The 20131-nt window shown below is 70.4% G+C and carries 23 protein-coding genes; 16 read left to right on the forward strand and 7 right to left on the reverse strand.

Annotation, left to right across the window (positions count from 1 at the left end; translation table 11 throughout):
* Positions 1-54: 54 nt before the first annotated feature.
* From WH85_RS10610 to WH85_RS10625, 4 genes are read left to right on the forward strand one after another with little or no spacing between them, the layout of a single operon-like run.
* Positions 55-1254: a cytochrome P450 gene (locus WH85_RS10610; protein WP_045741596.1), complete on the forward strand. Its 1200-nt coding sequence runs from the start codon at positions 55-57 to the stop codon at positions 1252-1254.
* Between the two features lie 24 nt (positions 1255-1278).
* Entirely contained in the window at positions 1279-1476 is a 198-nt protein-coding gene (locus WH85_RS10615) for a ferredoxin (RefSeq protein WP_045741597.1), read from the forward strand.
* 11 nt (positions 1477-1487) lie between these two features.
* Complete coding sequence (locus WH85_RS10620) at positions 1488-2888, forward strand: NAD(P)/FAD-dependent oxidoreductase (RefSeq protein WP_245673897.1); 1401 nt, start codon at positions 1488-1490, stop codon at positions 2886-2888.
* A complete protein-coding gene (locus tag WH85_RS10625) occupies positions 2885-3709 on the forward strand; it encodes an SDR family oxidoreductase (RefSeq protein WP_245673888.1) in 825 nt (274 codons plus the stop codon). The genes WH85_RS10620 and WH85_RS10625 overlap by 4 nt, the downstream gene beginning before the upstream one ends.
* A gap of 1212 nt (positions 3710-4921) precedes the next feature.
* Here WH85_RS10625 and WH85_RS10635 read toward each other — a convergent pair.
* Positions 4922-5452 (reverse strand): MarR family winged helix-turn-helix transcriptional regulator, encoded by a 531-nt coding sequence (locus WH85_RS10635; protein ID WP_245673889.1) that lies wholly within the window; start codon positions 5450-5452, stop codon positions 4922-4924.
* 97 nt (positions 5453-5549) lie between these two features.
* Here WH85_RS10635 and WH85_RS10640 point away from each other — a divergent pair, with 97 nt between their 5' ends.
* The gene (locus WH85_RS10640) at positions 5550-6173 is read left to right on the forward strand and encodes an FMN-dependent NADH-azoreductase (protein ID WP_045741599.1); all 624 of its coding nucleotides are present in this window, start codon (positions 5550-5552) and stop codon (positions 6171-6173) included.
* A 169-nt stretch (positions 6174-6342) separates the two neighbouring features.
* On the opposite strand, the gene WH85_RS51565 is transcribed toward WH85_RS10640, so the two are convergent.
* A complete protein-coding gene (locus WH85_RS51565) occupies positions 6343-6864 on the reverse strand; it encodes an RICIN domain-containing protein (RefSeq protein WP_045741600.1) in 522 nt (173 codons plus the stop codon).
* Between the two features lie 322 nt (positions 6865-7186).
* Between WH85_RS51565 and WH85_RS10650 the strand changes: the two genes are divergently transcribed.
* The 3 genes from WH85_RS10650 to WH85_RS10660 all read left to right on the forward strand — a co-directional run bounded on the left by WH85_RS10650 (position 7187) and on the right by WH85_RS10660 (position 10929).
* Positions 7187-8791 (forward strand): methyl-accepting chemotaxis protein, encoded by a 1605-nt coding sequence (locus tag WH85_RS10650; protein WP_045741601.1) that lies wholly within the window; start codon positions 7187-7189, stop codon positions 8789-8791.
* A 63-nt stretch (positions 8792-8854) separates the two neighbouring features.
* Complete coding sequence (gene lexA / locus WH85_RS10655; protein ID WP_052720294.1) at positions 8855-9499, forward strand: transcriptional repressor LexA; 645 nt, start codon at positions 8855-8857, stop codon at positions 9497-9499.
* Between the two features lie 86 nt (positions 9500-9585).
* On the forward strand, positions 9586-10929 hold the full coding sequence (locus tag WH85_RS10660) for a PepSY-associated TM helix domain-containing protein (protein ID WP_052720295.1): 1344 nt from the start codon (positions 9586-9588) through the stop codon (positions 10927-10929).
* 5 nt (positions 10930-10934) lie between these two features.
* On the opposite strand, the gene WH85_RS10665 is transcribed toward WH85_RS10660, so the two are convergent.
* Positions 10935-11456, reverse strand: a complete 522-nt coding sequence (locus WH85_RS10665) for an O-acetyl-ADP-ribose deacetylase (protein WP_045741602.1) — start codon at positions 11454-11456, stop codon at positions 10935-10937.
* Positions 11457-11502: 46 nt separating this feature from the next.
* The gene (locus WH85_RS10670) at positions 11503-12243 is read right to left on the reverse strand and encodes an SDR family NAD(P)-dependent oxidoreductase (protein ID WP_045741603.1); all 741 of its coding nucleotides are present in this window, start codon (positions 12241-12243) and stop codon (positions 11503-11505) included.
* A 120-nt stretch (positions 12244-12363) separates the two neighbouring features.
* Here WH85_RS10670 and WH85_RS10675 point away from each other — a divergent pair, with 120 nt between their 5' ends.
* From WH85_RS10675 to WH85_RS10685, 3 genes are all read left to right on the forward strand, one after another.
* A complete protein-coding gene (locus WH85_RS10675; protein ID WP_045741604.1) occupies positions 12364-12900 on the forward strand; it encodes a TetR/AcrR family transcriptional regulator in 537 nt (178 codons plus the stop codon).
* Positions 12901-12994: 94 nt separating this feature from the next.
* Entirely contained in the window at positions 12995-13531 is a 537-nt protein-coding gene (locus WH85_RS10680) for a SigE family RNA polymerase sigma factor (protein WP_083448923.1), read from the forward strand.
* Positions 13528-14211, forward strand: a complete 684-nt coding sequence (locus WH85_RS10685; protein WP_157410926.1) for a hypothetical protein — start codon at positions 13528-13530, stop codon at positions 14209-14211. Before WH85_RS10680 ends, WH85_RS10685 begins: the two co-directional genes overlap by 4 nt.
* Before the next feature lie 4 nt (positions 14212-14215).
* On the opposite strand, the gene WH85_RS10690 is transcribed toward WH85_RS10685, so the two are convergent.
* Together WH85_RS10690 and WH85_RS10695 are read right to left on the reverse strand one after the other, a co-directional pair.
* On the reverse strand, positions 14216-15112 hold the full coding sequence (locus WH85_RS10690; protein ID WP_045741606.1) for an aminoglycoside phosphotransferase family protein: 897 nt from the start codon (positions 15110-15112) through the stop codon (positions 14216-14218).
* Entirely contained in the window at positions 15105-15326 is a 222-nt protein-coding gene (locus WH85_RS10695) for a hypothetical protein (RefSeq protein ID WP_045741607.1), read from the reverse strand. Before WH85_RS10695 ends, WH85_RS10690 begins: the two co-directional genes overlap by 8 nt.
* Positions 15327-15464: 138 nt before the next feature.
* Here WH85_RS10695 and WH85_RS10700 point away from each other — a divergent pair, with 138 nt between their 5' ends.
* Genes WH85_RS10700 through WH85_RS10715 form a run of 4 tightly spaced genes read left to right on the forward strand, consistent with a single transcriptional unit; the run spans position 15465 to position 18830 of the window.
* Positions 15465-16523 (forward strand): sensor histidine kinase, encoded by a 1059-nt coding sequence (locus WH85_RS10700; protein ID WP_045741687.1) that lies wholly within the window; start codon positions 15465-15467, stop codon positions 16521-16523.
* Positions 16520-17182 (forward strand): response regulator transcription factor, encoded by a 663-nt coding sequence (locus WH85_RS10705; protein WP_045741608.1) that lies wholly within the window; start codon positions 16520-16522, stop codon positions 17180-17182. The genes WH85_RS10700 and WH85_RS10705 overlap by 4 nt, the downstream gene beginning before the upstream one ends.
* A gap of 57 nt (positions 17183-17239) precedes the next feature.
* Positions 17240-17806, forward strand: coding sequence for a hypothetical protein (locus WH85_RS10710; RefSeq protein WP_045741609.1), 567 nt, complete (start codon positions 17240-17242; stop codon positions 17804-17806).
* A gap of 52 nt (positions 17807-17858) precedes the next feature.
* A complete protein-coding gene (locus WH85_RS10715) occupies positions 17859-18830 on the forward strand; it encodes a hypothetical protein (protein ID WP_045741610.1) in 972 nt (323 codons plus the stop codon).
* A 69-nt stretch (positions 18831-18899) separates the two neighbouring features.
* Here WH85_RS10715 and WH85_RS10720 read toward each other — a convergent pair whose 3' ends face one another.
* Positions 18900-19349: a DoxX family protein gene (locus WH85_RS10720; protein ID WP_045741611.1), complete on the reverse strand. Its 450-nt coding sequence runs from the start codon at positions 19347-19349 to the stop codon at positions 18900-18902.
* Between the two features lie 137 nt (positions 19350-19486).
* On the opposite strand from WH85_RS10720, the gene WH85_RS10725 reads away from it, so the two are divergent.
* A complete protein-coding gene (locus WH85_RS10725; RefSeq protein ID WP_045741612.1) occupies positions 19487-20101 on the forward strand; it encodes an alpha/beta hydrolase in 615 nt (204 codons plus the stop codon).
* Positions 20102-20131 lie beyond the last annotated feature (30 nt).

The raw sequence follows: 20131 nt of genomic DNA on the forward strand, positions 1-20131 counted from the left end.
GTTCTGTCAGGTTCGTGTCCGGGTCGCGTCAGATCGGTTTGTTGGCATGGGTTCATGACAGAAGCCCCTTATTACCCGATGCAGCGCGAATCGCGGTGTCCGTTCGCCCCCGCCCCCGAGGTGCGCGCCATGCCGCCGGTCGCCCGGGTGCGGATCTGGGACGACAGCACACCGTGGTTCATCACCCGGCACGCCGACCAGCGGGCCCTGCTCAACGACCCGCGGCTGAGCATCGACGAGAAGCTCGACGGGTACCCGCACATGACCGCGGGCCGGGCCGCCGCCGCACCGCACATCCCGTCGCTGATCACCAACACCGACCCGCCCGAGCACACCCGGCTGCGGCGCACCGTCAACGGCCCGTTCATGGTCAAACGGGTGGAGGCGTTGCGCCCGCGCATCCTCGAGGTCATCGGCTCCCTCGTCGACGAGATGCTTGCCGGACCGAACCCGGCCGACCTCGTCCAGGCGATCGGCCTGCCCGTGCCCACGCTGGTGATCACGCAGATCCTCGGTGTGCCGTATGCCGACCACAAGTTCTTCCAGGAGTCGAGCAGCAAGGCGATCAGCCACGAGACCGCCCCGGAGGAGGCGGCCGCGGCGGGACAGGCTCTGGGCGCGTACCTCAGCGATCTGCTCGTGGCGAAGATGGCCGACCCCGCCGACGACGTGCTGTCCGAAATGGGCCAGCGGGTCAAGGCCGGCGAGATGAGCCACGCCGAGGCCGTCACGATGGGCAGTGCCATCCTGATCGCCGGGCACGAGACCAGCGCCAGCATGATCTCGCTCGGCACGCTGGCCCTGCTGACGAACCCGGACCAGCTCGCCCTGCTGCGCGAGAACAGTGACGACCCGAAGTTCGTCTCCGCCGCGGTCGAGGAGATCCTGCGGTACCTGACCATCGTGCACACCGGCGTGCGCCGCATCGCCGTCGAGGACATCGAACTGCACGGCGAGACGATCCGTGCCGGCGACGGCGTCATCTTCGACCTGTCCGGCGCCAACTGGGACCCCGCGGAGTTCCCCGAGCCCGACCGTCTCGACCTGACCCGGGCTGCCCGCTCGCACCACGCCTTCGGTTACGGCGTGCACCAGTGCCTCGGTCAGTCGCTGGCCCGCGTCGAGCTCCAGGTCGTTTACAGCACGTTGTATCGCCGGATCCCGACCCTGGCCCTCGCGGTGCCGGCCGACCAGGTCGAGTTCGCGATGGAAGGCGTCGCTTACGGCCTCAAATCCCTCCCGGTCACCTGGTGAACCCGCTCTCTTGAAGGAGAAGACATGCGCGTGGAACTCGACGAGCCGAAATGCGTCGCGGCCGGTCAGTGTGTGATGGTCGCGCCCGACCTCTTCGACCAGCGAGACGACGACGGGGTGGCGGTGGTGCTGAACTCATCTCCGGCTCCTGATCAAGAGGACGAGGCCCGGGAGGCCGCGGCGGTGTGCCCGGCGGCGGCGATCCGGCTGGTGCAGGCGTGAATCGGATCGTCGTGGTCGGAGCGTCCGCGGCCGGACTGGCCGCGGTCGAAACGCTACGCCGGGAAGGCTTCACCGGAACACTGACTTTGGTAGGGGACGAACCCCTACTTCCGTATGACCGGCCGCCGTTGTCCAAACAGATACTGTCGGGCGACTGGGAGCCGGAGCGGGTGGCGCTGCGGTCGTCGGCCGACATCGGCGCGCTCGGGCTGGATCTGCGATTGGGGGTGGCGGCGACCGGTTTGGATCAGGCTAGGCGGGTGGTCACCCTCGCCGACGGCACTGAGGTGCCTTACGACGGCTTGGTGGTGGCAACCGGCGTGCGGCCCAGGTCGCTCTCCGGGGGTTCTTCTTTGCGTACGCTCGACGAGGCTCTCGACCTGCGAAAGAGGCTGACGCCCGCTCGCGAACTGGTGGTGGTCGGTGCCGGGTTCCTCGGGGCGGAGTGCGCGGCGGTCGCGCGTGCCCTGGGCTGCCGGGTGACGCTGCTCGAGCCGGCCCCGGTGCCGCTCGCTCACGCGGTGGGCGAGCCCATCGGGCGGATGCTGTCCGACGTGCACCGCGACAACGGGGTGGATCTGCGCACCGGGGTGGCGGTGTCCGAGGTGGTCGACGGCGGTGTGCTGCTCGCCGACGGCACCCTGGTCGCCGGCGACGAGGTGGTGGTGGCGATCGGCTCGCACCCGAACACCGAGTGGCTGGCCGGCAGTGGCCTGACCGTGGACGACGGCGTGGTGTGCGACGAGTTCTGCGCCGCAGCCCCGGGGGTGTATGCGGCCGGCGACGTGGCCCGCTGGCACAACCCGCTGTTCGGGGTGTCGATGCGCATCGAGCACCGGACGAACGCCGCGGAACAGGCGATGGCCGCCGCCCGCAACCTGCTGCACCCCGAGGCGGCGAAACCGTTCGCCCCGGTGCCGTACTTCTGGTCCGACCAGTACGACCTGAAGATCCACGCATACGGCTACCTCCGTGGCCACGACACCGTCGAGGTCGTCGAGGGGGACTTGCAGCAGCGCCGTTTCCTGGCCGCCTACTACAAGGACGGTCGGCTCGTCGGTGCCCTCGCCGTCGGCATGCCACCGAAGGCGATCCGCCCGTGGCGCAAGGCCATCATCGAAGCCGGCACTCCGGCTGGGCTCGGTGCTCCGGCTGGGCTCGGTGCTCCGGCTGGGCCCGGCACTCCAGCCGGACCCGGCATTCCAGCCGGACCCGGCATTCCAGGCGGACCCGGTGACGTGGCGAGGATCGGCACTCCGCCTGGGGCGGCTGTCAGGCAGCGCGGCTTCGAAAGCGAGTCCGCGGCTGTTGTCCAGTCCGAAGCGGATGCCGGGCAGGCCGGACCCGATGGCGTGACTGGGGCGGCTGCTGAGTCCGAGGCGGCCGGCGTACAACGTGGGGGTGTGGCGTGAGCGACGTTGTCGTGATCACCGGGGCCGGCGGGATGGGCGTCGCCGTGGCGCGGCGGCTCGGCAGTGGGCGGCAGCTGCTGCTTGCTGACGCCTCCGTGGCACGGCTTGACCAGGTGGTGGCGGAACTGCGGGCGGACGGGCATACCGTCACCGGGCAGTTGACCGACGTCTCCGACCCCGAGTCGGTTGGCCGGCTCGCGGCTGCAGCTGCGCAAGCCGCAGGCGGGGGACGGGTTGCCGCGATCGTGCATACGGCGGGTGTCTCGGCGGCCACGTCCAGCGTCGAGACCATCATGAAGGTGGACCTGGCGGGGACCGCCTACGTCATCGACGCGATGGAGGCGGTTGCCGGGCCGGGTACGTCCATGGTCTGCGTCGCCAGCATGGCGGGGCACTACGCGCAGCTGTCGGCGGAGGACGAGCGGGGGCTGGCTTCTACGCCGAGTGCCGACCTGCTGTCGTTGCCGGTGGTGACGTCGGCTCCGGATGATGCGACCGGGGCCTACATCATTGCTAAACGGGCCAACCAGGTGCGGGTGCAGGCCGCCGCCCTCGCCTGGAACCGCCGGGGTGCGCGGATCAACACGATCAGCCCCGGGGTGATCGCCACCGCCATGTCGCGGGCCGAGGCCGAATCCTCGTCGGGCCATCACATGCTGGCGATGCTCGACGCGTGCGGCGCGGGCCGGTCCGGGACGCCGTCCGAGATCGCCGAGGCGGCGGCTTTCCTGACCGGGCCTTCCTCGCTGTACGTCACCGGCACCGATCTGCTGATCGACGGCGGGCAGGCGGCCTGGATCCGGCACCACCGGACCGCCTGACCCCACACGTGGTGGGCCGGACGATCCTGGCCACGTGGTGGGCCGGATGATTTTGGCCCACCACACCGTCTGCCCGCGTGCGGCGAATCTGGGCGATCCGGGCTCTCGTAGCGTTGGCTCGCTGATCGCTGATCGCTGATCGCTGATCGCTGATCGCTGATCGCTGATCGCTGCCCGTTGCCCGCTTCGTGCGTCGGCGTAGTGCAGTCATCCGTGGCCTCCGCGGGGCTGCCGCCGTGATCGAAGTGAGTTGAGTGGGAGGACGGCCGTCCGGCCGTCGCTCACGGTTCGTCAGCGAGTCGAAGGCGACCCTGGTCGACGGCTGGGTGATGCTGGGCCGTTGTTGGCGGCTGGTTTTCGCTCTCTGGGCAGCCGTGGTCGACGGCTGGGTGATGCCGGGCCGTTGTTGGCGGCTGGTTTTCGCCCTCTGGACAGCCGTGGTCGACGGCTCGGTCGTCACAGCCGTCGCTCATGGCCCGCCCGCGAGCCGAAAGCGACCGCGGGCGACGGCCGGCGGCTCCAAGCCGTCGTCACTGGTTCTGAGCCGTCGTCACTGGTTCTGAGCCGTCGTCAGTGGTTCCAAGCCGTCGTCAGCGGTTCCAGGCCCCGTCAGTGGCGCCAAGCCGTTGTCGATGGTTGGCCGGTGGGTGTTGCGGGCAGAGCCGTGGGCAACGGCTCGACTTCTGCGCTGCAGGCATGACACGACGGCGGACCTACTCGCGGAGTAGCTCGGCTCCCACCAAGCCAGCCGTCACCCACGGCTCTCCGGGGCGCCTTGTCACCCGCGGCACGGTGTTGATCGAACGCCCGCCGGCCTTCTGCGGTTTGAGCGCCAGGAAACCGCGGATTGGCGGCAGGCGATCGATCAGCTACGACGTACCTACCCGCCTGCCGATCTTCGCAGGACAACCCGCAACGACGGACGGCCGGGCCGATGCCACTCAGCCCTGTGTTGATCAAGAGTCGGATCAGGGGCTTTGCCGCGGCTGTCTAGACACCTAATCGCAGTCAGGGTCTGCCTCTGTGGTGATTTCGGGCGCTCAGCGCGCCCGTATTCACCACACCGCCAGGGGTGTGGTGATTTGGGGCGTCCAGCGCGCCCGTATTCACCACACCACCAGGGGTGTGGTGAATTGGGGCGTTCAGCGCGCCTGAAGTCACCACGCGGATGGGCTTCGCAGCCTGACCACGAAACGGGTCGAGCGGGCCGGGTCAGCAGGACGGGGTGCGCGGCGAGTCGGCGTGCATCGCCTGCTCGATGTAGCGGCTCAGGTGCGGGGCGGCCCGGCTCACCAGCGTGCGGCCGATCTCCTCCAACTGCTGGACCTGCTCCTGGGTCAGCACGTCGAAGACCAGTCGGCGGACCTCGCGGACGTGACCGGGTGCCGCCGCGACGACCGCCTCCATCCCCTCGTCGGTGAGGACGGCCTCGACGCAGCGGGCCTCGTGGCCGTCGCTGTTGCGGCGGCGGACCCAGCCCTGGCGTTCCAGGCGGGTCACCGCGTGCGACAGGCGGGACAGCGAACCGGAGGCGAAGTGTGCCAGGTCGCTCATCCGGACGCTGCGGGTCTCGGACTGGGACAGCGAGGCCAGGATCGTGTACTCGAACGAGTTCAGCCCGGAGTCGCGTTTGAGCTGGGCGTCGACGGCGGCGGGCAGGGTCGTCAGCAGGGAGTGCAGGGCCACCCAGGCATGGCGTTCACAGGCCTCGAGCCAGGGGACGTCATCTGTGGGATCGCTCACGAGTGAGGACGATACCCGATCAGCGACTTGAACATTCAACCCGAGTGGTGGCACTCTCGTGTTGAACATTCAAGTCCCCAGCTCCCGAGGAGTTTTCATGGCCGTACTGCGTATCGACGCCAGCATCCTGGGCCCGCAGTCCGCGAGCAGCGAGCTCGCCGACCTGGTCGAGGCCGAGCTGGGCGGTGCCCCGGTCGTGCGCCGCCACCTGGGTGTCGCGCCGCTGCCCGCCGACGCGTGGGCCACCGCCGTCGGTGCCGGCTACACCCCCGCGGACCAGCGCTCCGAGGCCCAGAAGGCGGCCGTCGCCCTGGCCGGCGAACTGGCCGCCGAACTGCGCGACGCCGACGCGGCGATCCTGGCCCTGCCGTTCTACAACTACGGCGTCTCGCAGCACGCCAAGACCTGGATCGACCTGGCCATCGTCGGTGGCGAGCAGGGCGAGAAGCTGCTCGACGGCAAGCCGGTCGTGGTGCTCACCACCCGCGGCGGTGCGTACGGCCCGGGCACCCCGCGTGAGGGCTGGGACCACAACACCGACTTCCTGTGCCGCATCGTCTCCGACATCTGGGGCGGCGAGCTCACCCTGATCGAGCGTGAGTTCACCCTGGTCGGCGTGAACCCGGCGCTTGACGCCTTCACCGACATGGCCGCCGACATGCGCAAGACGGCGCACGAGGCCGCCTCCGCCGCCGGCCGCAGCCTGGCGAAGCGCGCCTGATCGCAGCCCGGCGTAGCGCGCGGCAGTAAAAAGCAGTAACTCGTCAGTAGAAGCAGTAGAAGCAGTAGAAGCAGTAACTCGGCTCGGCCGGAGCACACGGTCGCCACCCGGTTCGGGTGGCGTGCCCTGGGCGACGGCCGAGCCGCTGCCGTTCCACCCCGCGCCGGCCCTATCGGCGCCAGATCAGGTTCCGGTAATCGCCGATGCTGGAATACTGGACGACACTGACATCGGGTGTCTGGACGTTGTTCACATAGGTCTGCTGCAGATCCTTGCCGCTGCTCCTGTTGGTGAGGAAATATCCGGTCACCTGATATTCCGCGGCGAAGACCTGCCATTGCTGACTCAGGCCGCCGGTGCATGCGGCTGCCTCGACGGCTGTCGTCTCGACGCCGTCCGCCCAGATCTGGTCCAGGCACTGGCCGCTCTTCTTGTTCTTCACGGTCGCAATGGCGCTGTTGACGTCGATGAAGGTGTACGCCCACTGCTGACTGTCGTCACCGGTGCAGGCGGCCACCGTGAGGTCCGGGGTCCCGGCACTCTGTTCCAGGCATTTCACACTTCGCCAGTTCTTCACGGTGACCCAGTAGTCGGCCGCCGCGGCGGACGCCGGAGCGGACGAGGCCAGGGCGGCGGCCGGTGTCGTGAGCAGGGCCGCGCCGATGGCGACGACCGGGGCGAGGGCAATCATAGGGCGTCTCACAGATACCTCCGATAAAACGCTGGAAATGCGCCGTGAAGGTCTCAGTGACGGTAGCAATCCGGAAACGGCCGGGCATTCACGCAGTTGGACACGGTTCTGATCGGAAACGGACCGTGCCCGGGACGGGGGACGGACCTCCGGGGCGGGGCCGATCCGTGGGTAGGGCCCGGGACGGTCGTGGTGCGGTGGGGGAGTGGAGGCACGTACCTCATGAAAAGCGTAAGAAACACGCCTGGAGCCCCCAAAGCGGCTCAGTGCCTGACGGAACCTGTCGACAGAAGGGTGTGAGACTCGTCGCGGGGAGCTCGAGATGACAGACCTTGCCAGCGGGGACGATGGTGGCTGGTTCGCCAACCTGAAAGTCAACGTGAAGATCCAGGGGTGCATCGCGGTCGCCGCGATCGCTGCTGTGATCATCGGGATCGCCGGGCTGACGGCGATCAGCAGTCTCGGTGAGCGGACCCAGTTGCTGTACAAGGACAACGTCTCGCCGCTGACCGAACTGTCCCTGGTGCAGCGCACCTACCAGGCGCTGCGCGGCCGGTACCTTGAGTACGGCATCGCCACGGCGGCGAACCGCAAGACGCTCCTCGAGGAGATCGAGGTCCGGCAGGGCCGTGTCACCGACGCGCTCGCCGCCTACCGCGAGGGTGCGGTGAACGAGGACTCGGTGAACCAGTTCGAGGCCGCCTACAAGAGCTTCATCGACATCGGCGACAACAAGATGATCCCGCTGGCGGACAAGGGCAACCTGGTCGCCTTCGAGACCGTCTACCACGACGAGGTGCTCCCGCTGCTCGACACCGCGTCGACCACCATCGACGCGGAGAGTGAGGCCCAGCTCGCCCAGGCGAAGCAGCGGGCGGAGGAGAGCGCGTCCGCGGCCTCCACCTCGCGGATGCTGCAGATCGTCGCCCTCGTCATCGGTGTGCTGGCCGCCGTCATCCTGGGCCTGATCGTCGGCCGGGCCATCGTCGGGCGCCTCGACAAGGTCAAGGCCGCGCTGATGGCGATGGCCAAGGGCGACCTCACCCACCCGGTGGACGTGCACGGACGCGACGAGGTCGGGCAGATGGCCGGGGCGCTCAAGCAGGCGCAGGAACAGACCCGCGAGGTGGTGGCGTCGGTCGGTTCCGCCGCGCACAGCCTGGCCGCGGCCGCCGAGGAGACGTCGGTGATCGCGAACCAGATCAGCGAGGGTGCCGCGACCGCCTCCGAGCAGGCCCGCATGGTCTCGGACGCGTCCAGCGACGTGTCGACGAGCGTCACCACGGTGGCCGCCGGGTCCGAGGAGATGGGCGCGGCCATCGCCGAGATCGCCCAGAGCGCCAACTCGTGTGCCGAGGTGGTCGGCAAGGCGGTCACCGCGGCGGCCGCCGCCAACGAGACGATCGCGACGCTCGGCGACTCGAGCCGGCAGATCGGCGACGTGATCCGGGTGATCACCGCGATCGCCGAGCAGACGAACCTGCTGGCGCTGAACGCGACGATCGAGGCGGCCCGGGCCGGCGAGACCGGCAAGGGCTTCGCGGTGGTCGCCGGTGAGGTCAAGGACCTCGCCCAGGAGACGGCGCGGGCGACCGAGGACATCGCGAAGCGGGTCGAGGCCATCCAGAACGACAGCAACCAGGCGGTCGGCGCGATCGGCGAGATCAGCGAGATCATCGGGCACATCAGCGACTACACGACGACGATCGCGTCGGCGGTGGAGGAGCAGAGTGCGACGACCGCGGAGATGAACCGCAACGTGAACGAGGCGGCCAACGCCACCGGACAGATCAACACCGGTATCACCAGCGTGGCGGAGAGTGCCCGGACCACCGCCGAGTCGGTGGGCGACGCGCAGCGGTCGGCGGCCGAACTGTCCCGGATGTCCGTCGAGTTGCAGGCTGCGGTGTCCCGGTTCGTGTACTGATCCGGCGGGTGAATCCGGGGTGCCCGCTGGGCACCAGACCGTCCGATAGGTCAAGATCGTCGGGTGTACCTGCCTGAAGACCTCGACACGTCCGTTCTCACCGAACGGCAACGGCGGATCCTCGCCGTGATCCGCGACCACGCCGTGGAGTACGGGTTCGCGCCGTCCACCCGGGAGATCGGGGACGCGGCCGGCCTGCGGTCGGCGTCGTCGGTGAGCCGTCACCTGCGGGTTCTCGAGGATCTCGGGTTCCTGCGGCGGGGGTCGTCGATGGCGCGGCCGATCGATGTGCGGATGTTCCTGGATGTTTCCGAATCGTCGGATTCCTCGACGGTCGGTGTGCCGCTCGTCGGCACGATCGCCGCGGGCGCTCCGATTCTGGCCGCGTCCTCCGAGGAGGACGCGGAAGTGCTGTCGCTGCCGCGGGACCTGGTCGGGCGCGGCACCCTGTTCAGCCTGCGGGTCCAGGGCGACTCGATGATCGACGCGGCGATCTGCGACGGGGACATCGTGGTGGTCCGGCAGCAGCAGGAGGCGTACAACGGTGACATCGTGGCGGCGATGCTCGACGACGAGGCGACCGTCAAGGTCTTCCGGCGCCGCGGCGGGCACGTTCTGCTCGAACCGTGCAATCCGGCCTACCAACCGATCGACGGCGATCACGCGGTGATTCTGGGCAAGGTCGTCTCGGTGCTCCGCCGGCTGTAGAAGATCTCCGGGAACTACTCGGGACTCCGCGACGACTTGTCAGGGACAAGATCATTCCGGAGCCTGGGAGTAGTGCCCTGACCACGATGAGTTCGGTACGGCCCCTGCTGTTACGCCTGCACTTCTACGCGGGCGTCCTGATCGGGCCGTTCCTGATGATCGCCGCGCTCAGTGGCGCGGCCTACGCGATCAGCCCACAGATCGAGAAGATCGTGTACGCCGGCCTGCTGACCCCGGCCGACCCGGACGCCCCCGCGGTGCCACTGGCCCAGCAGGTGGCCGCCGCGGAGCAGGTGACCACGGTGTCCGGCCTGGCCGCGGTCCGTCCCGCGCCCGACGGCGGCACCACCCGGGTGATCTTCGACGACGGGACGTTCGCGGAGTCGTACCGGCACGCGGTGTTCGTGGACCCGGGAACGGGTGCGGTGCTCGGGCAGGCGACCGTCTACGGCACGACCGGGGCGATGCCGCTGCGCTCGTGGATCGACGAACTGCACCGGTCGCTGCACCTCGGCGACGTCGGCCGGTACTACAGCGAACTCGCGGCGTCGTGGCTGTGGGTGGTCACCCTCGGCGGCCTGGCCATGTGGGTGATGCGGTCCCGGAGCACCCGGGCGGCGCTGGTGATCGACCGGGGAGCCACCGGCCGGGCCCGCAGCCGGACCTGGCACGGGGTGCTGGGCATCTGGGCGGCCGTCGGCTTCCTCGGCATCTCGGCCACCGGACTGACCTGGTCGCAGCTGGCCGGCGAGAACGTGACGGAGCTGCGCTCGCAACTGGACTGGTCGACGCCGACCGTCTCGACGACCGTGGCGCGGGCGGCGGCGGTCACCGGCGGCGAACACTCCGGGCACGGCGGCGGTGTGGTGACGACCCCGTCCACGGTGGACCTGTCCACGATCGATCAGGTGCTGGCGGCGGCCCGCTCCGCCGACGTGGACTCCGACCAGGTGGAGATCAGCCCGCCGTCCGGGGAGGGCCGGACCTGGGTCGTCACCGAGATCCACCGGGAATACCCGACATCGGTGGATGTGGCGGCCGTCGACCCGACTTCGTTCGAGGTGACGGACGTCGTGCGGTTCGGCGACTACCCGTTCATGGCGAAGATGGCCCGCTGGGGCGTCGACCTGCACATGGGTACGATGTTCGGCCTGGTCAACCAACTGGCACTGGTCGCGCTGGCGCTCGTCCTGGCCGGGATGATCGTCCTCGGGTACCGGATGTGGTGGCAGCGCGGCGGACGCCGGTCCGTGCTGGGTACCCCGCCGCCGCGCGGGAGTTGGCTGCGGCTGCCGGCGTGGCTGATCGCGGTGGGGGTGCCGGCGGTGTTCGCGCTGGCCTGGTTCATGCCCCTGTTCGGCATCCCGTTGCTCGCCTTCCTGGTGGTTGACGTGGTGGCCGGCACGTTGCGGGCCCGCCGCCCAGCCTGATTCCGTCAGGTGCCGGACCGGGCGGCGATGCGCTTCGCCACGGTGAGTGTCTCGGCGTCGAAGAGGACCAGGCGGACCGTCGGAATGGTCGTTCCGGAATCGGCGACGGCCTGCAGCGCCTGGCGGATGGCGTCGTCCTTGGGCCAGCGGTAGACGCCCGACGAGATCAGCGGGAAGGCGACCGACGTGGCGCCCAGCTCCGCGGCTGCGGCCAGGGAATTGAGGTAGCAGTCGCGGAGCAGCGGGGAACGGTCCTCGTCGGCGCTCCACACCGGGCCGACCGTGTGCACGACCCAGCGGGCCGGGAGGCGGCCGGCGGTGGTGGACACCGCCTGGCCGACCTTCAGGCCCCGGCCGTACCTGCTGGCGCGCAGGGCTCGGCACTCGGCCAGGATGTCCGGGCCGCCCCTGCGGTGGATCGCGCCGTCGACGCCGCCACCGCCCAGCAGGGACGAGTTGGCGGCGTTGACGATCGCGTCGACGTGCTGCTCGGTCAGGTCGCCGGACACCAGCTCCACGGGATCCACCTTTCAGGAGGACCTGCAGTCTAGAAGGGCTCCGACGGGCGGGTGTTCAGCGGGCGATGTAGCCGCCGTCGACGAACAGTTCGGCGCCGGTGACGAACGAGGCGTCGTCGCTGGCCAGGAAGAGGATCGCCGCGGCCACCTCGGCGGGGCGCCCGACGCGGCCGAGCGGCGTCGTCGTCACGTACGGCTCCTGGTCGGTGTCGCCCATCATCGGGGTCTCGATGAAGCCGGGGTGGATGCTGTTGACGCGGATGCCGAGGGGCGCCCACTCGACCGCGATGTTCTTGGTGAGGGTACGCACCGCGCCCTTCGCCGCGTGGTAGGCCGGTGAGGTGCCGAACCCGCCGGACGCCCCGAAGATCGAGCTGATGTTGACGACGCTGGCCGCGGGTGCCGCCTTGAGCAGGGGCGCGAACGCCTTGGTGCCGAGGAACACGCTGGTCTGGGTGACCGCGACGACCTTCTCGTACAGCGCGAGGGTGGTGTCCTCGAGGGTTTCGGCGTGACCGAGCCCGGCGTTGTTGACCAGGATGTCGAGTCCGCCGAACTTCTCCTGCACGGTGCTGACGGCTTGCGCCCAGGCTTCTTCGGAGGTCACGTCGAGGTGCAGGAAGAGGGCGGTGCCGCCGTTCTTCTCGATCTCGGTGACCACCTCGGCGCCGAGGGTGTCCTGTACGTCGGCGACCACGACGGTCGCGCCTTCGGCGGCCGCGCGCAGGGCGGTCTGCCGGCCGATGCCGCTCGCTGCTCCGGTGATCAGCGCGGTCTTGCCATCGAATCGAGCCATGATCTTGTCCTTGCTCTTCTGACTAGGGCTGGTCGGCCCTTGATAAGTAAACGATACGTCTCGTATAGGTTTCTGGATCCTGTGATCTCGGTCCCTGTGACAGGAGGCAGAATGCCCCGCATGGCAGTCGGAGGAGCGCGTCCCGGAGCGGGACGCAAACGGGACCCGCAGGCACAGCGGGCGGTGCTCGCGGCGGCCGAGGCGTTGCTGATCGAGATCGGCTATCACCGGGTCACCATGGAGAAGATCGCCGAACGGTCCGGAGTGGCGAAGATGACCCTCTACCGCTGGTGGCCGAACAAGGCGGCGGTGGTGACCGACGCCGTCCGCGGCAGCCTGGCGCCGACCGCGGTGCCGGACACCGGCTCGATGGCCGGCGACGCGCTGGCCTGGCTGGAGGGCCTGCTCGGAACGTTGACGAAATACGGCGACGCCAGCGTGGTCGCGGCGGCGATGAGCTCGCGCGGAGAGGCGGGGCTGGCCGACCTGCGCGACATCCTGCACCCCTGGTTCGAGGGCATCCGCGCGACCACCGGCGACGCGGTCACCGCCCACACCTGGCTGGGATATCTGGTGTACCGGGTGGTCTTCCTGCAGGAGGAGGTCACCGCCGCGGACCTGCGGACGCTCGTGGAGCGTGACCGGAGTTCCTGGTGAGAGCGGGTTCTCGCAACCCCAGGAGAAACCCGTCATCGGGTACGCGGTGAAGCCCCGTGCAACCTTCTCCCCGCACCGGACGGTCTAGGGGTACGTGACAGTAGACAGCGGCTCGGGTCGATCCGAGCGTGACCGACAGTTCCACGAGTTCGTGGCCGACCGCCGGGGCCGGATGCTGCACACCGCGCGGTTGTTGACCGCCGGTGACGGCCACCTGGCCGAGGATCTCGTCCAGACGGCGCTGACGAAACTGTACGTGTCGTGGGCGGCGTTCCGGCGCTCGGAACAACCGGACGCCTACGTCAAGCGGGCGCTGTTCAACGCGCTGATGGACGAACGCCGGCGGATCTGGCGGCGCTTCGAGCGTACCGTCGCCGACGTTCCGGAACGCCCCGGTTCGACGGCGGCCGACACCGACCCGGCGCTCGCCGCCGCCCTCCGGGAACTGCCACCGCGGATGCGCGCGGCCGTCGTGTTCCGTTTCGTCCTGGACATGGACGTGGCGGACACCGCGGTCGCGCTCGGCTGTTCCGCCGGGACGGTCAAGAGCCAGACCGCCCGTGCGCTGGAGAAGTTGCGTACCGCCCTCGAGAACTTTCCGGAACTTCAGCACCAGGGAGTGAGTCGATGATGGACCTGCAGGAGCGGTTGCGGCGTTTCGGAGGGACGGTCGAGACCACCGTGCCGGAAATGATCGCCGCCGATATCGTACGGGGACGCCGCGCCGTCCGCCGTCGTCGTGCGGCCCAGGCCGCGACCGGTGCGGCCGTCGCCGCCGTCGCGGCGTTCACCTTCACCACCGTCGCGGGGCAATCGGCCGTCCCGGGCGCGCGGAGCACCGCGGAGAGCGTCACGGGCGGCCTGGCGCTGGTCGACTACCGCGGGGAGCAGCCGAAGTACTTCACCATCGCGAAGGTGCCGGAGGGCTACTTCATCCAGAACGACGACGAGACCGGCCTGATGATCGCCCCGGACCGGGCGCGCAACCCCGGGCCGGACGTCGATCCGTCGAAGGACACCCTGTACGACCCGCGCTTCTACACCGACAAGATCGGTATCTTCCTGGAACGGTCCGACTATCGCGGGCCGCAGGAGGGCGACACGGTGACCGTCGCCGGGCGACCGGCGGTCGTGCACCCGATCGGCGACACCACGCAGCTGATCATCGCGGTGTCCGACCGGGTCTCCGCCACCATCCAGGCCGACGTCCCGATCACCCGCGCCCAACTGCTTGAACTGGGCGAGGGCCTGACGGTCAGCCGGGAGGCGATCGACCGGATGGGCGCGGCCACCGGAAAGGCCGGCAAGTGACCGGTCAGCGGTAGTCGTCGAGGATCGAGGACAGGGCACGCCAGGCGCCGGGGCCGGACCCGTCGCTCGCGCAGATCTGCAGCGTCTTCCACAGCGCCCAGCCACGGCCCCGCGTCCACTCGGCGTCGTCGACCCCGAGCCGCTTGCGGAACACCTCGCGGCCGTCGGCGGTCAGCAACGTCCACGCGACCGCCAGATCGCAGGACGGATCGCCGACGCCGCAGGTGCCGAAATCGATCACCGCACCCAGTTCACCGTCGCGCAGCAGCAGGTTGCCCGGGGCGAGGTCGCCGTGGAACCAGGTCACCCGGCCGTCCCACGGTGCGGCCAGGCAGTCCGCCCAGACCCGGGCCGCCAGGTCGGTGTCGATCCGGCCGTCCAGGGCGGTGAGACCGTCCTGGGCGAAGCCGTCGAAGGCCCGCAGGGTGGCGCCCCGGAACCAGTTGTGCAGGCCGGGACCGGGGCCGCCGGACGGGTCGAACCCGCGGATCGCGGCGACGAACTCGGCCAGGTCACCGGCGAACCGGACCGGGTCGGCGATCCGTTCCACGCTCGCGGTCTCCCCGGCCAGCCACCCGTAGACCGACCAGGCGAACGGATAACCCTCGCCGGGTACGCCCTGGGCCAGCGGGACCGGGATCGGCTGCGGCAGCCGCTCGGCGAACACCGGAAGCCAGCGGTGTTCCTTCTCGACGGCGCGGGCGTACTGGGCGGCGCTGGGCAGCCGCACCGACATGCCGTCACCGAGGTGGAAGGTCCGGTTGTCCCAGCCGCCCCGCGCCACCGGCGTCACCGGCAGGCCGGCCCACTGCGGGAACTGGGCGGCCACCAGCCGCCGGACCTGATCGGCGCCGACCTCGACGCGCTGCGGGGCGGGGCCCCAGTCCGGAAGGTCACTCATCCCTGGTCGTCCCGATCGCCTTCTCGATGAGGTCCCAGCTGAAGAAACCCACGATCGCCAGCGGGACCAGCACGTACCACTCGCCGAGCACACCGTGGTCGCCGGAACGCCCCACCGCGGCCAGGAACCCGGCCGCGGCGAACGGGATGCAGGAGACGGCGATGACCAGCCGCCGGAGCCAGACGCGGCGGGCGGGGGAGTTCTGACTGTCCATGGTGGCCAGTCTGGCAGTCGCCGACCGTCGGCGGATCTCACCGCGGGCCGACGTCACGCTATACCGGAGGGTGGAGAGAGCGGGTGCATACAACGATCGTGGTACATGCCGCCGAACGAATTTCCGTACCGTGACGGCATGGGTCGCTGGCTTCCCCCGCTCGCGTTCGTTCTGGCCGTGGCACGGGTGGCGGCCGCCCCGGTCGTGTTCACCGACCGGCCCCCGGACCTGCTGGCGTACGCCCTGGTCGCGGCGATGTGCCTGGCCCTGCCGGTACGCGACGACCACCCGGCGATCACGCTCGCCACGGTCGGGGTGCTGTTCCTGGCGTACCACGTGCTCGGCTATCCGGGCGGCGCGCCCGCCCCGCCGCTCTGGGTGGCCCTGTTCGCGGTGGGCGCCGCGTCCCGCCGTCGTGCCGGGTTCGTCGTCGCCGGGCTGCTGCTGGCCGTCGACATCCAGGGCCGGGCCGCCACCACCGGTCTCGGTCTGCTGGACGCCCGGCTCGACGGCTCGACCGGTGTCTTCCTCGGTGCGCTGCTGCTCGGCGAGGTGGTCCGCGGGCGACGGGAACGGCTGGCGACCGCCGCCGCGGACCGCGAGCAGCGCCTGATCTCCGAACGCGTCCGGATCGCCCGCGAACTGCACGACGTCACCGCGCACACCCTGGCGGTCGTCGCGGTGCAGGCCGGGGTCGCCGCCGACCTGCGCGAGGACGACCCGGACGGCTCCGGGCGGGCCCTCGAGGCGGTGCGCCAGGCGGCCGGCGACGCGATGCGCGAACTGCGGGCGGCGGTGGGCGTGCTGCGCGACGGCAGCCCCGAATCCGGTCCGCCACCACCCACGCCGGCCCTGGACCGGCTGCCGGATCTGGCCGCGGCCACCGGGGCGGTGCTGATCAGCGAGGGTACGCCCCGGCGGCTGCCCCGGGCGGTGGAGGCGGCGGCGTACCGGATCGTGCAGGAGGCGGTCGCCAACGCGATCCGGCACTCCGGGGCGGGACGGATAGAGGTCCGCCTCGGATACCGGCCGGACGGTCTGGCGATCCAGGTCGGCGACGACGGCCGGGACGCCGGCGGGCCACCGGGCAACGGGCTGCACGGCATGGTCGAACGGGCCACCGGGCTGGGCGGCTGGCTGCGCGCCGGCCCGGGACCGGCGGGCGGGTTCCAGGTCCGCGGCTGGATCCCCGGATGAGCGTCCGCGTGCTGATCGCCGACGACGAGGCCCTGATCCGTGCCGGGTTCCGGGCACTGCTCGACCGCGACCCGGCGATCGAGGTCGTCGCCGAGGCGGCCGACGGCGACGCGGCGATCACCGCGGCCCGCGCGCACCGGCCGGACGTGGTGCTGATGGACATCCGGATGCCCGGCACCGACGGCCTGACCGCGGCCCGCCGGATCCTCGGCGACGACCGGCTGCCCGGCGTCCGGGTCCTGGTGCTGACCACGTTCGCCCTCGACGAATACGTTTACGCCGCCCTGCGCGCCGGCGCCTCCGGGTTCCTGCTCAAGGACGTCAGCCCGGACGAACTGCGGCACGCGGTCCGGGTCGTCGCGGCCGGCGACGCGCTGCTCGCCCCGTCGGTCACCCGGCGGCTGATCGCCGCCTACGCCGTCCCCGGCGAACCGGCCCCGCCCGCCGTGGAGGCCCTCACCGTCCGGGAACGTGAGGTGGTCGCGATGGTCGCGGACGGCCTGTCGACAGCCGAGATCGCGGACCGTCTCGGGATGAGCCCGGCGACGGCGAAGACCCACACCAACCGGGCGATGACCAAGCTCGGCGTCCGGGACCGGGCACAACTCGTGGTGTACGCGTACCGCTGGGGGCTGGCCCGGCTGCCACGACCGCGGTAGTCCCGCTGCCGCGCCGGTGGAACTCCATCGGCGTCGATCGTTCGTAGCGTCGCCGGCATGTATCTCATCCTCGGGGCCGTGCTGAACGCCGCGGCCGGATTCTTCTGGAAGGGCGACGGGCTGGACGCCACCGGCGGCACCCTCGCCACCCTGGGCCTGGCCTGCTGGATGCTGGGTCTGCTCGACGTCTACCAGCGGCTGCGGCCACTGGTGCCGTGGTACGCGACCGTCGCCCCGCCGGTGACCGCGCTCGCCGTCACCGGAGGCATGGCCTTCAGCGTGCAGGCCGTCCAGGAGCAGGTGATGGATGTGCCGCACGCCACCGCCGTGGCGTTGCTCGACGCCTACCCGGTGCCGGCCTGGACCCTCTACTGGATCTGCGGGCCGCTCTTCCCGCTGACGGTGACGGCGCTCGGCGCGGTGCTGTTGCGGTACCGGGCGGCGCCCGTACCCCTCGGCGTTCTCCTCCTGCTCGGAGGCCTCGTCTTCCCGCTCAGCCGGATCACCCGGGAGGTGACGCTGGTGCACCTCGCCGACCTGTTGCTGCTCGTGGGCTTCGGCTGGCTCGGCCACCGGACCCGGCGGTCCGCGCGGCCGGTGCCGGCCGGGAGGGCAGCGGCATGAGTTGATCCCCCCTTCTACCCTGGGCCGGTCGTTCATTCATACGGGGAGATTCATGCGCGCCTCGCGTCTCATCGCCGGCACCCTTGCCGGTGTCACCACCCTCACTCTCATCGGCGCCTGCGGGCAGCAGATCGCGGCGGCCGTCGAGCCGAAGCTGGAGCTGCGCAACGCCGTGCAGAAACTCGCCGACGCGGAGCAGGCCGGCTTCACTCTCAAGGTCACCGGCAGCGCCGACGACCTGGCCGCCGCGCTGAAGGCGTCCGGCGAGGAGGTGTCGGCGGACGGCGAGGACAGGATGGCGATGGACGCGCTGTTCGCGTCGTCGTTCACGATCTCCTACGACAAGGCCGGCGAGGGCACCGCCGACGACCGCGGCTCGCTCGCGGCGACGATCAGCGGCGTCACCGGCACCGAGATCCGGTGGGTGGACGCGGTGCTCTACGCCAAGATGCCGGTCCAGGACGTGATCAAGAAGGTCGGCGCGACCGACGCCGACTTCGCCGACCTGCGCAAGGAGGTCACCGCCATGCCCGGCGTGATCGACTTCGTGGACGGCGACTGGGTCAAGGTCACCGCGGACCAGCTCGGTGAGTTCGCCGAGGGCGGCTTCGGGGTGCCCACCGACGACCTCGAGTCGGAGAAGCTGACCGCGGAAGTGATAGCCGGCGCGACCAACCTGCTCGAAGGTGCGACCATCACCCGGGACAGCGCGGACGAGACGCACCTGATCGCCACGTCGTCGACGGCGAAGGCGTACACCGAGACCAAGCGGCTGGTGACGGCGGTCGACCCGGGCCTGGCGGGCGACCTGGGCGAGGCGCCGGCCGACAAGCCGATCACGCTCGACCTGTGGATCGAGGACGGCGAGCTGACGGCGGCCGAGCTGAACGTGCTGCAGTTCGTGGACGGGGCGACCGGCCGGGTGGCGGCACGTCTCGAGGTGGCCACCGGCGAGAAGATCGAGGCGCCGGCCGATGCGAAGCAGATCGACCTGAAACAGTTCGCGGACACCGCGGGCGCCTGATCTCCGTGTGACGCGATGTGAAGAGGCCCGGCCCGCGGATCCGCGGGCCGGGCCTCTTCACATCGCTCGTCAGGCCGCGGGGGAGAAGGCGTGGCGGGCGCCCGAGGTGGAGAGTCGCGGCGCGATCAGGCGGTCGACGCTGAATCGGCCCGCGCCGACGGCGGCGATCAGCAGTGCGGCGGCGCCGAGCGCGGCCGTCAGCTCGAAGCCGTTCTCGGCCACGAACACGCCGTTGCCGATGTGCACGAGCAGCACCGCGCCGAGCATGTTCAGCGCCAGCAGCAGTCCGGCCACCGGCACCAGTGCCCCCGCGATGAGCAGCACGCCGCCGGCGAGCTCGACGATCGCCGCGAACCAGGCGCTCACCGTCGGCAGGGGCACCCCCATCTGCCCGAACGCGGCGCCGGTGCCGTCCAGCCCCCACTCGTTGATCTTCTGCCACCCGTGGGCGACGAAGACCACCCCGACGGCGACGCGGGCGATCAGGGTGGCGACGTCACGGATCGTGCCGTTGTTCATGGGAGCCTCTCTCGCAGGATTGATTGCCGCTTCAACTATCTAGAGGGACTTAGGTTGAAGCAACAACTATTGCTGTGGCTGTCGTCACGATCGGCTTTTAGTTGACGTTTCAACATCTCGGGTTCTACGTTTCCTCCATGGACACCCCGACCGTTGCCTTCGCCGGCTCCACCGACCCCGAGGCGCCACTGGTGGTGCTGCTGCACGGGCGCGGCTCGCACGAACGCGAGATCATCACCCTGAGTGAGCATCTTCCGCGGTCTTCGGCGTACGCCTCCGTGAGAGCACCGATCGCCGAGGGCGGCGGCTACGCCTGGTTCGCGAACCGTGGCATCGGACGGCCGGTCGCGTCCTCGCTACGCACCGGGATGGACTGGTTCCGCACCTGGCTGGACACCGTGGCGCCGCCGACCCGCGACGTCTTCCTGGTCGGCTTCAGCGGCGGCGCGGCATTCGCGGGCGGCCTGCTCCTGGACGATCCGGGCCGCTACACCGGGGTGGCCGTGCTCTACGGCACCCTGCCGTTCGACGCGGGCGTCCCGACCACAGCCGGGCACCTGGAGGGGACGCCGGTGTTCGTGGCCCAGGGCGACTTCGACACGGTGATCCCGCGCGAACTGCTGGACCGGACATGGGAGTACGTGACCGGCGCTTCCGGCGCGGACGCGACCGCCCGCCGCGATCCGGTGGGCCACGGCATCGCCCCGCAGGCGTTGAAGGCCCTCGCCGCCTGGCTGCAGGCCGACCGGTGACGGACACTCCCGGCGCTGCCGAAAGTCCAG

Source organism: Actinoplanes rectilineatus (assembly GCF_000962825.1).
In the GTDB taxonomy this organism is placed as follows: domain Bacteria; phylum Actinomycetota; class Actinomycetes; order Mycobacteriales; family Micromonosporaceae; genus Actinoplanes; species Actinoplanes rectilineatus.

What these genes read in the sequence shown, in the direction of transcription:
- WH85_RS10710 (WP_045741609.1), top strand. Translation starts at nt 17,240, where the DNA reads ATGTATCTCATCCTCGGGGCCGTGCTGAACGCCGCGGCCGGATTCTTC.
- WH85_RS10615 (WP_045741597.1), top strand. Translation starts at nt 1,279, where the DNA reads ATGCGCGTGGAACTCGACGAGCCGAAATGCGTCGCGGCCGGTCAGTGT.
- WH85_RS10685 (WP_157410926.1), top strand. Translation starts at nt 13,528, where the DNA reads ATGATGGACCTGCAGGAGCGGTTGCGGCGTTTCGGAGGGACGGTCGAG.
- WH85_RS10695 (WP_045741607.1), bottom strand. Translation starts at nt 15,326, where the DNA reads ATGGACAGTCAGAACTCCCCCGCCCGCCGCGTCTGGCTCCGGCGGCTG.
- WH85_RS10705 (WP_045741608.1), top strand. Translation starts at nt 16,520, where the DNA reads ATGAGCGTCCGCGTGCTGATCGCCGACGACGAGGCCCTGATCCGTGCC.
- WH85_RS10640 (WP_045741599.1), top strand. Translation starts at nt 5,550, where the DNA reads ATGGCCGTACTGCGTATCGACGCCAGCATCCTGGGCCCGCAGTCCGCG.
- WH85_RS10610 (WP_045741596.1), top strand. Translation starts at nt 55, where the DNA reads ATGACAGAAGCCCCTTATTACCCGATGCAGCGCGAATCGCGGTGTCCG.
- WH85_RS51565 (WP_045741600.1), bottom strand. Translation starts at nt 6,864, where the DNA reads ATGATTGCCCTCGCCCCGGTCGTCGCCATCGGCGCGGCCCTGCTCACG.
- WH85_RS10715 (WP_045741610.1), top strand. Translation starts at nt 17,859, where the DNA reads ATGCGCGCCTCGCGTCTCATCGCCGGCACCCTTGCCGGTGTCACCACC.
- WH85_RS10700 (WP_045741687.1), top strand. Translation starts at nt 15,465, where the DNA reads ATGGGTCGCTGGCTTCCCCCGCTCGCGTTCGTTCTGGCCGTGGCACGG.
- WH85_RS10690 (WP_045741606.1), bottom strand. Translation starts at nt 15,112, where the DNA reads ATGAGTGACCTTCCGGACTGGGGCCCCGCCCCGCAGCGCGTCGAGGTC.
- WH85_RS10660 (WP_052720295.1), top strand. Translation starts at nt 9,586, where the DNA reads ATGAGTTCGGTACGGCCCCTGCTGTTACGCCTGCACTTCTACGCGGGC.
- WH85_RS10670 (WP_045741603.1), bottom strand. Translation starts at nt 12,243, where the DNA reads ATGGCTCGATTCGATGGCAAGACCGCGCTGATCACCGGAGCAGCGAGC.
- WH85_RS10650 (WP_045741601.1), top strand. Translation starts at nt 7,187, where the DNA reads ATGACAGACCTTGCCAGCGGGGACGATGGTGGCTGGTTCGCCAACCTG.
- WH85_RS10675 (WP_045741604.1), top strand. Translation starts at nt 12,364, where the DNA reads ATGGCAGTCGGAGGAGCGCGTCCCGGAGCGGGACGCAAACGGGACCCG.
- WH85_RS10720 (WP_045741611.1), bottom strand. Translation starts at nt 19,349, where the DNA reads ATGAACAACGGCACGATCCGTGACGTCGCCACCCTGATCGCCCGCGTC.
- WH85_RS10725 (WP_045741612.1), top strand. Translation starts at nt 19,487, where the DNA reads ATGGACACCCCGACCGTTGCCTTCGCCGGCTCCACCGACCCCGAGGCG.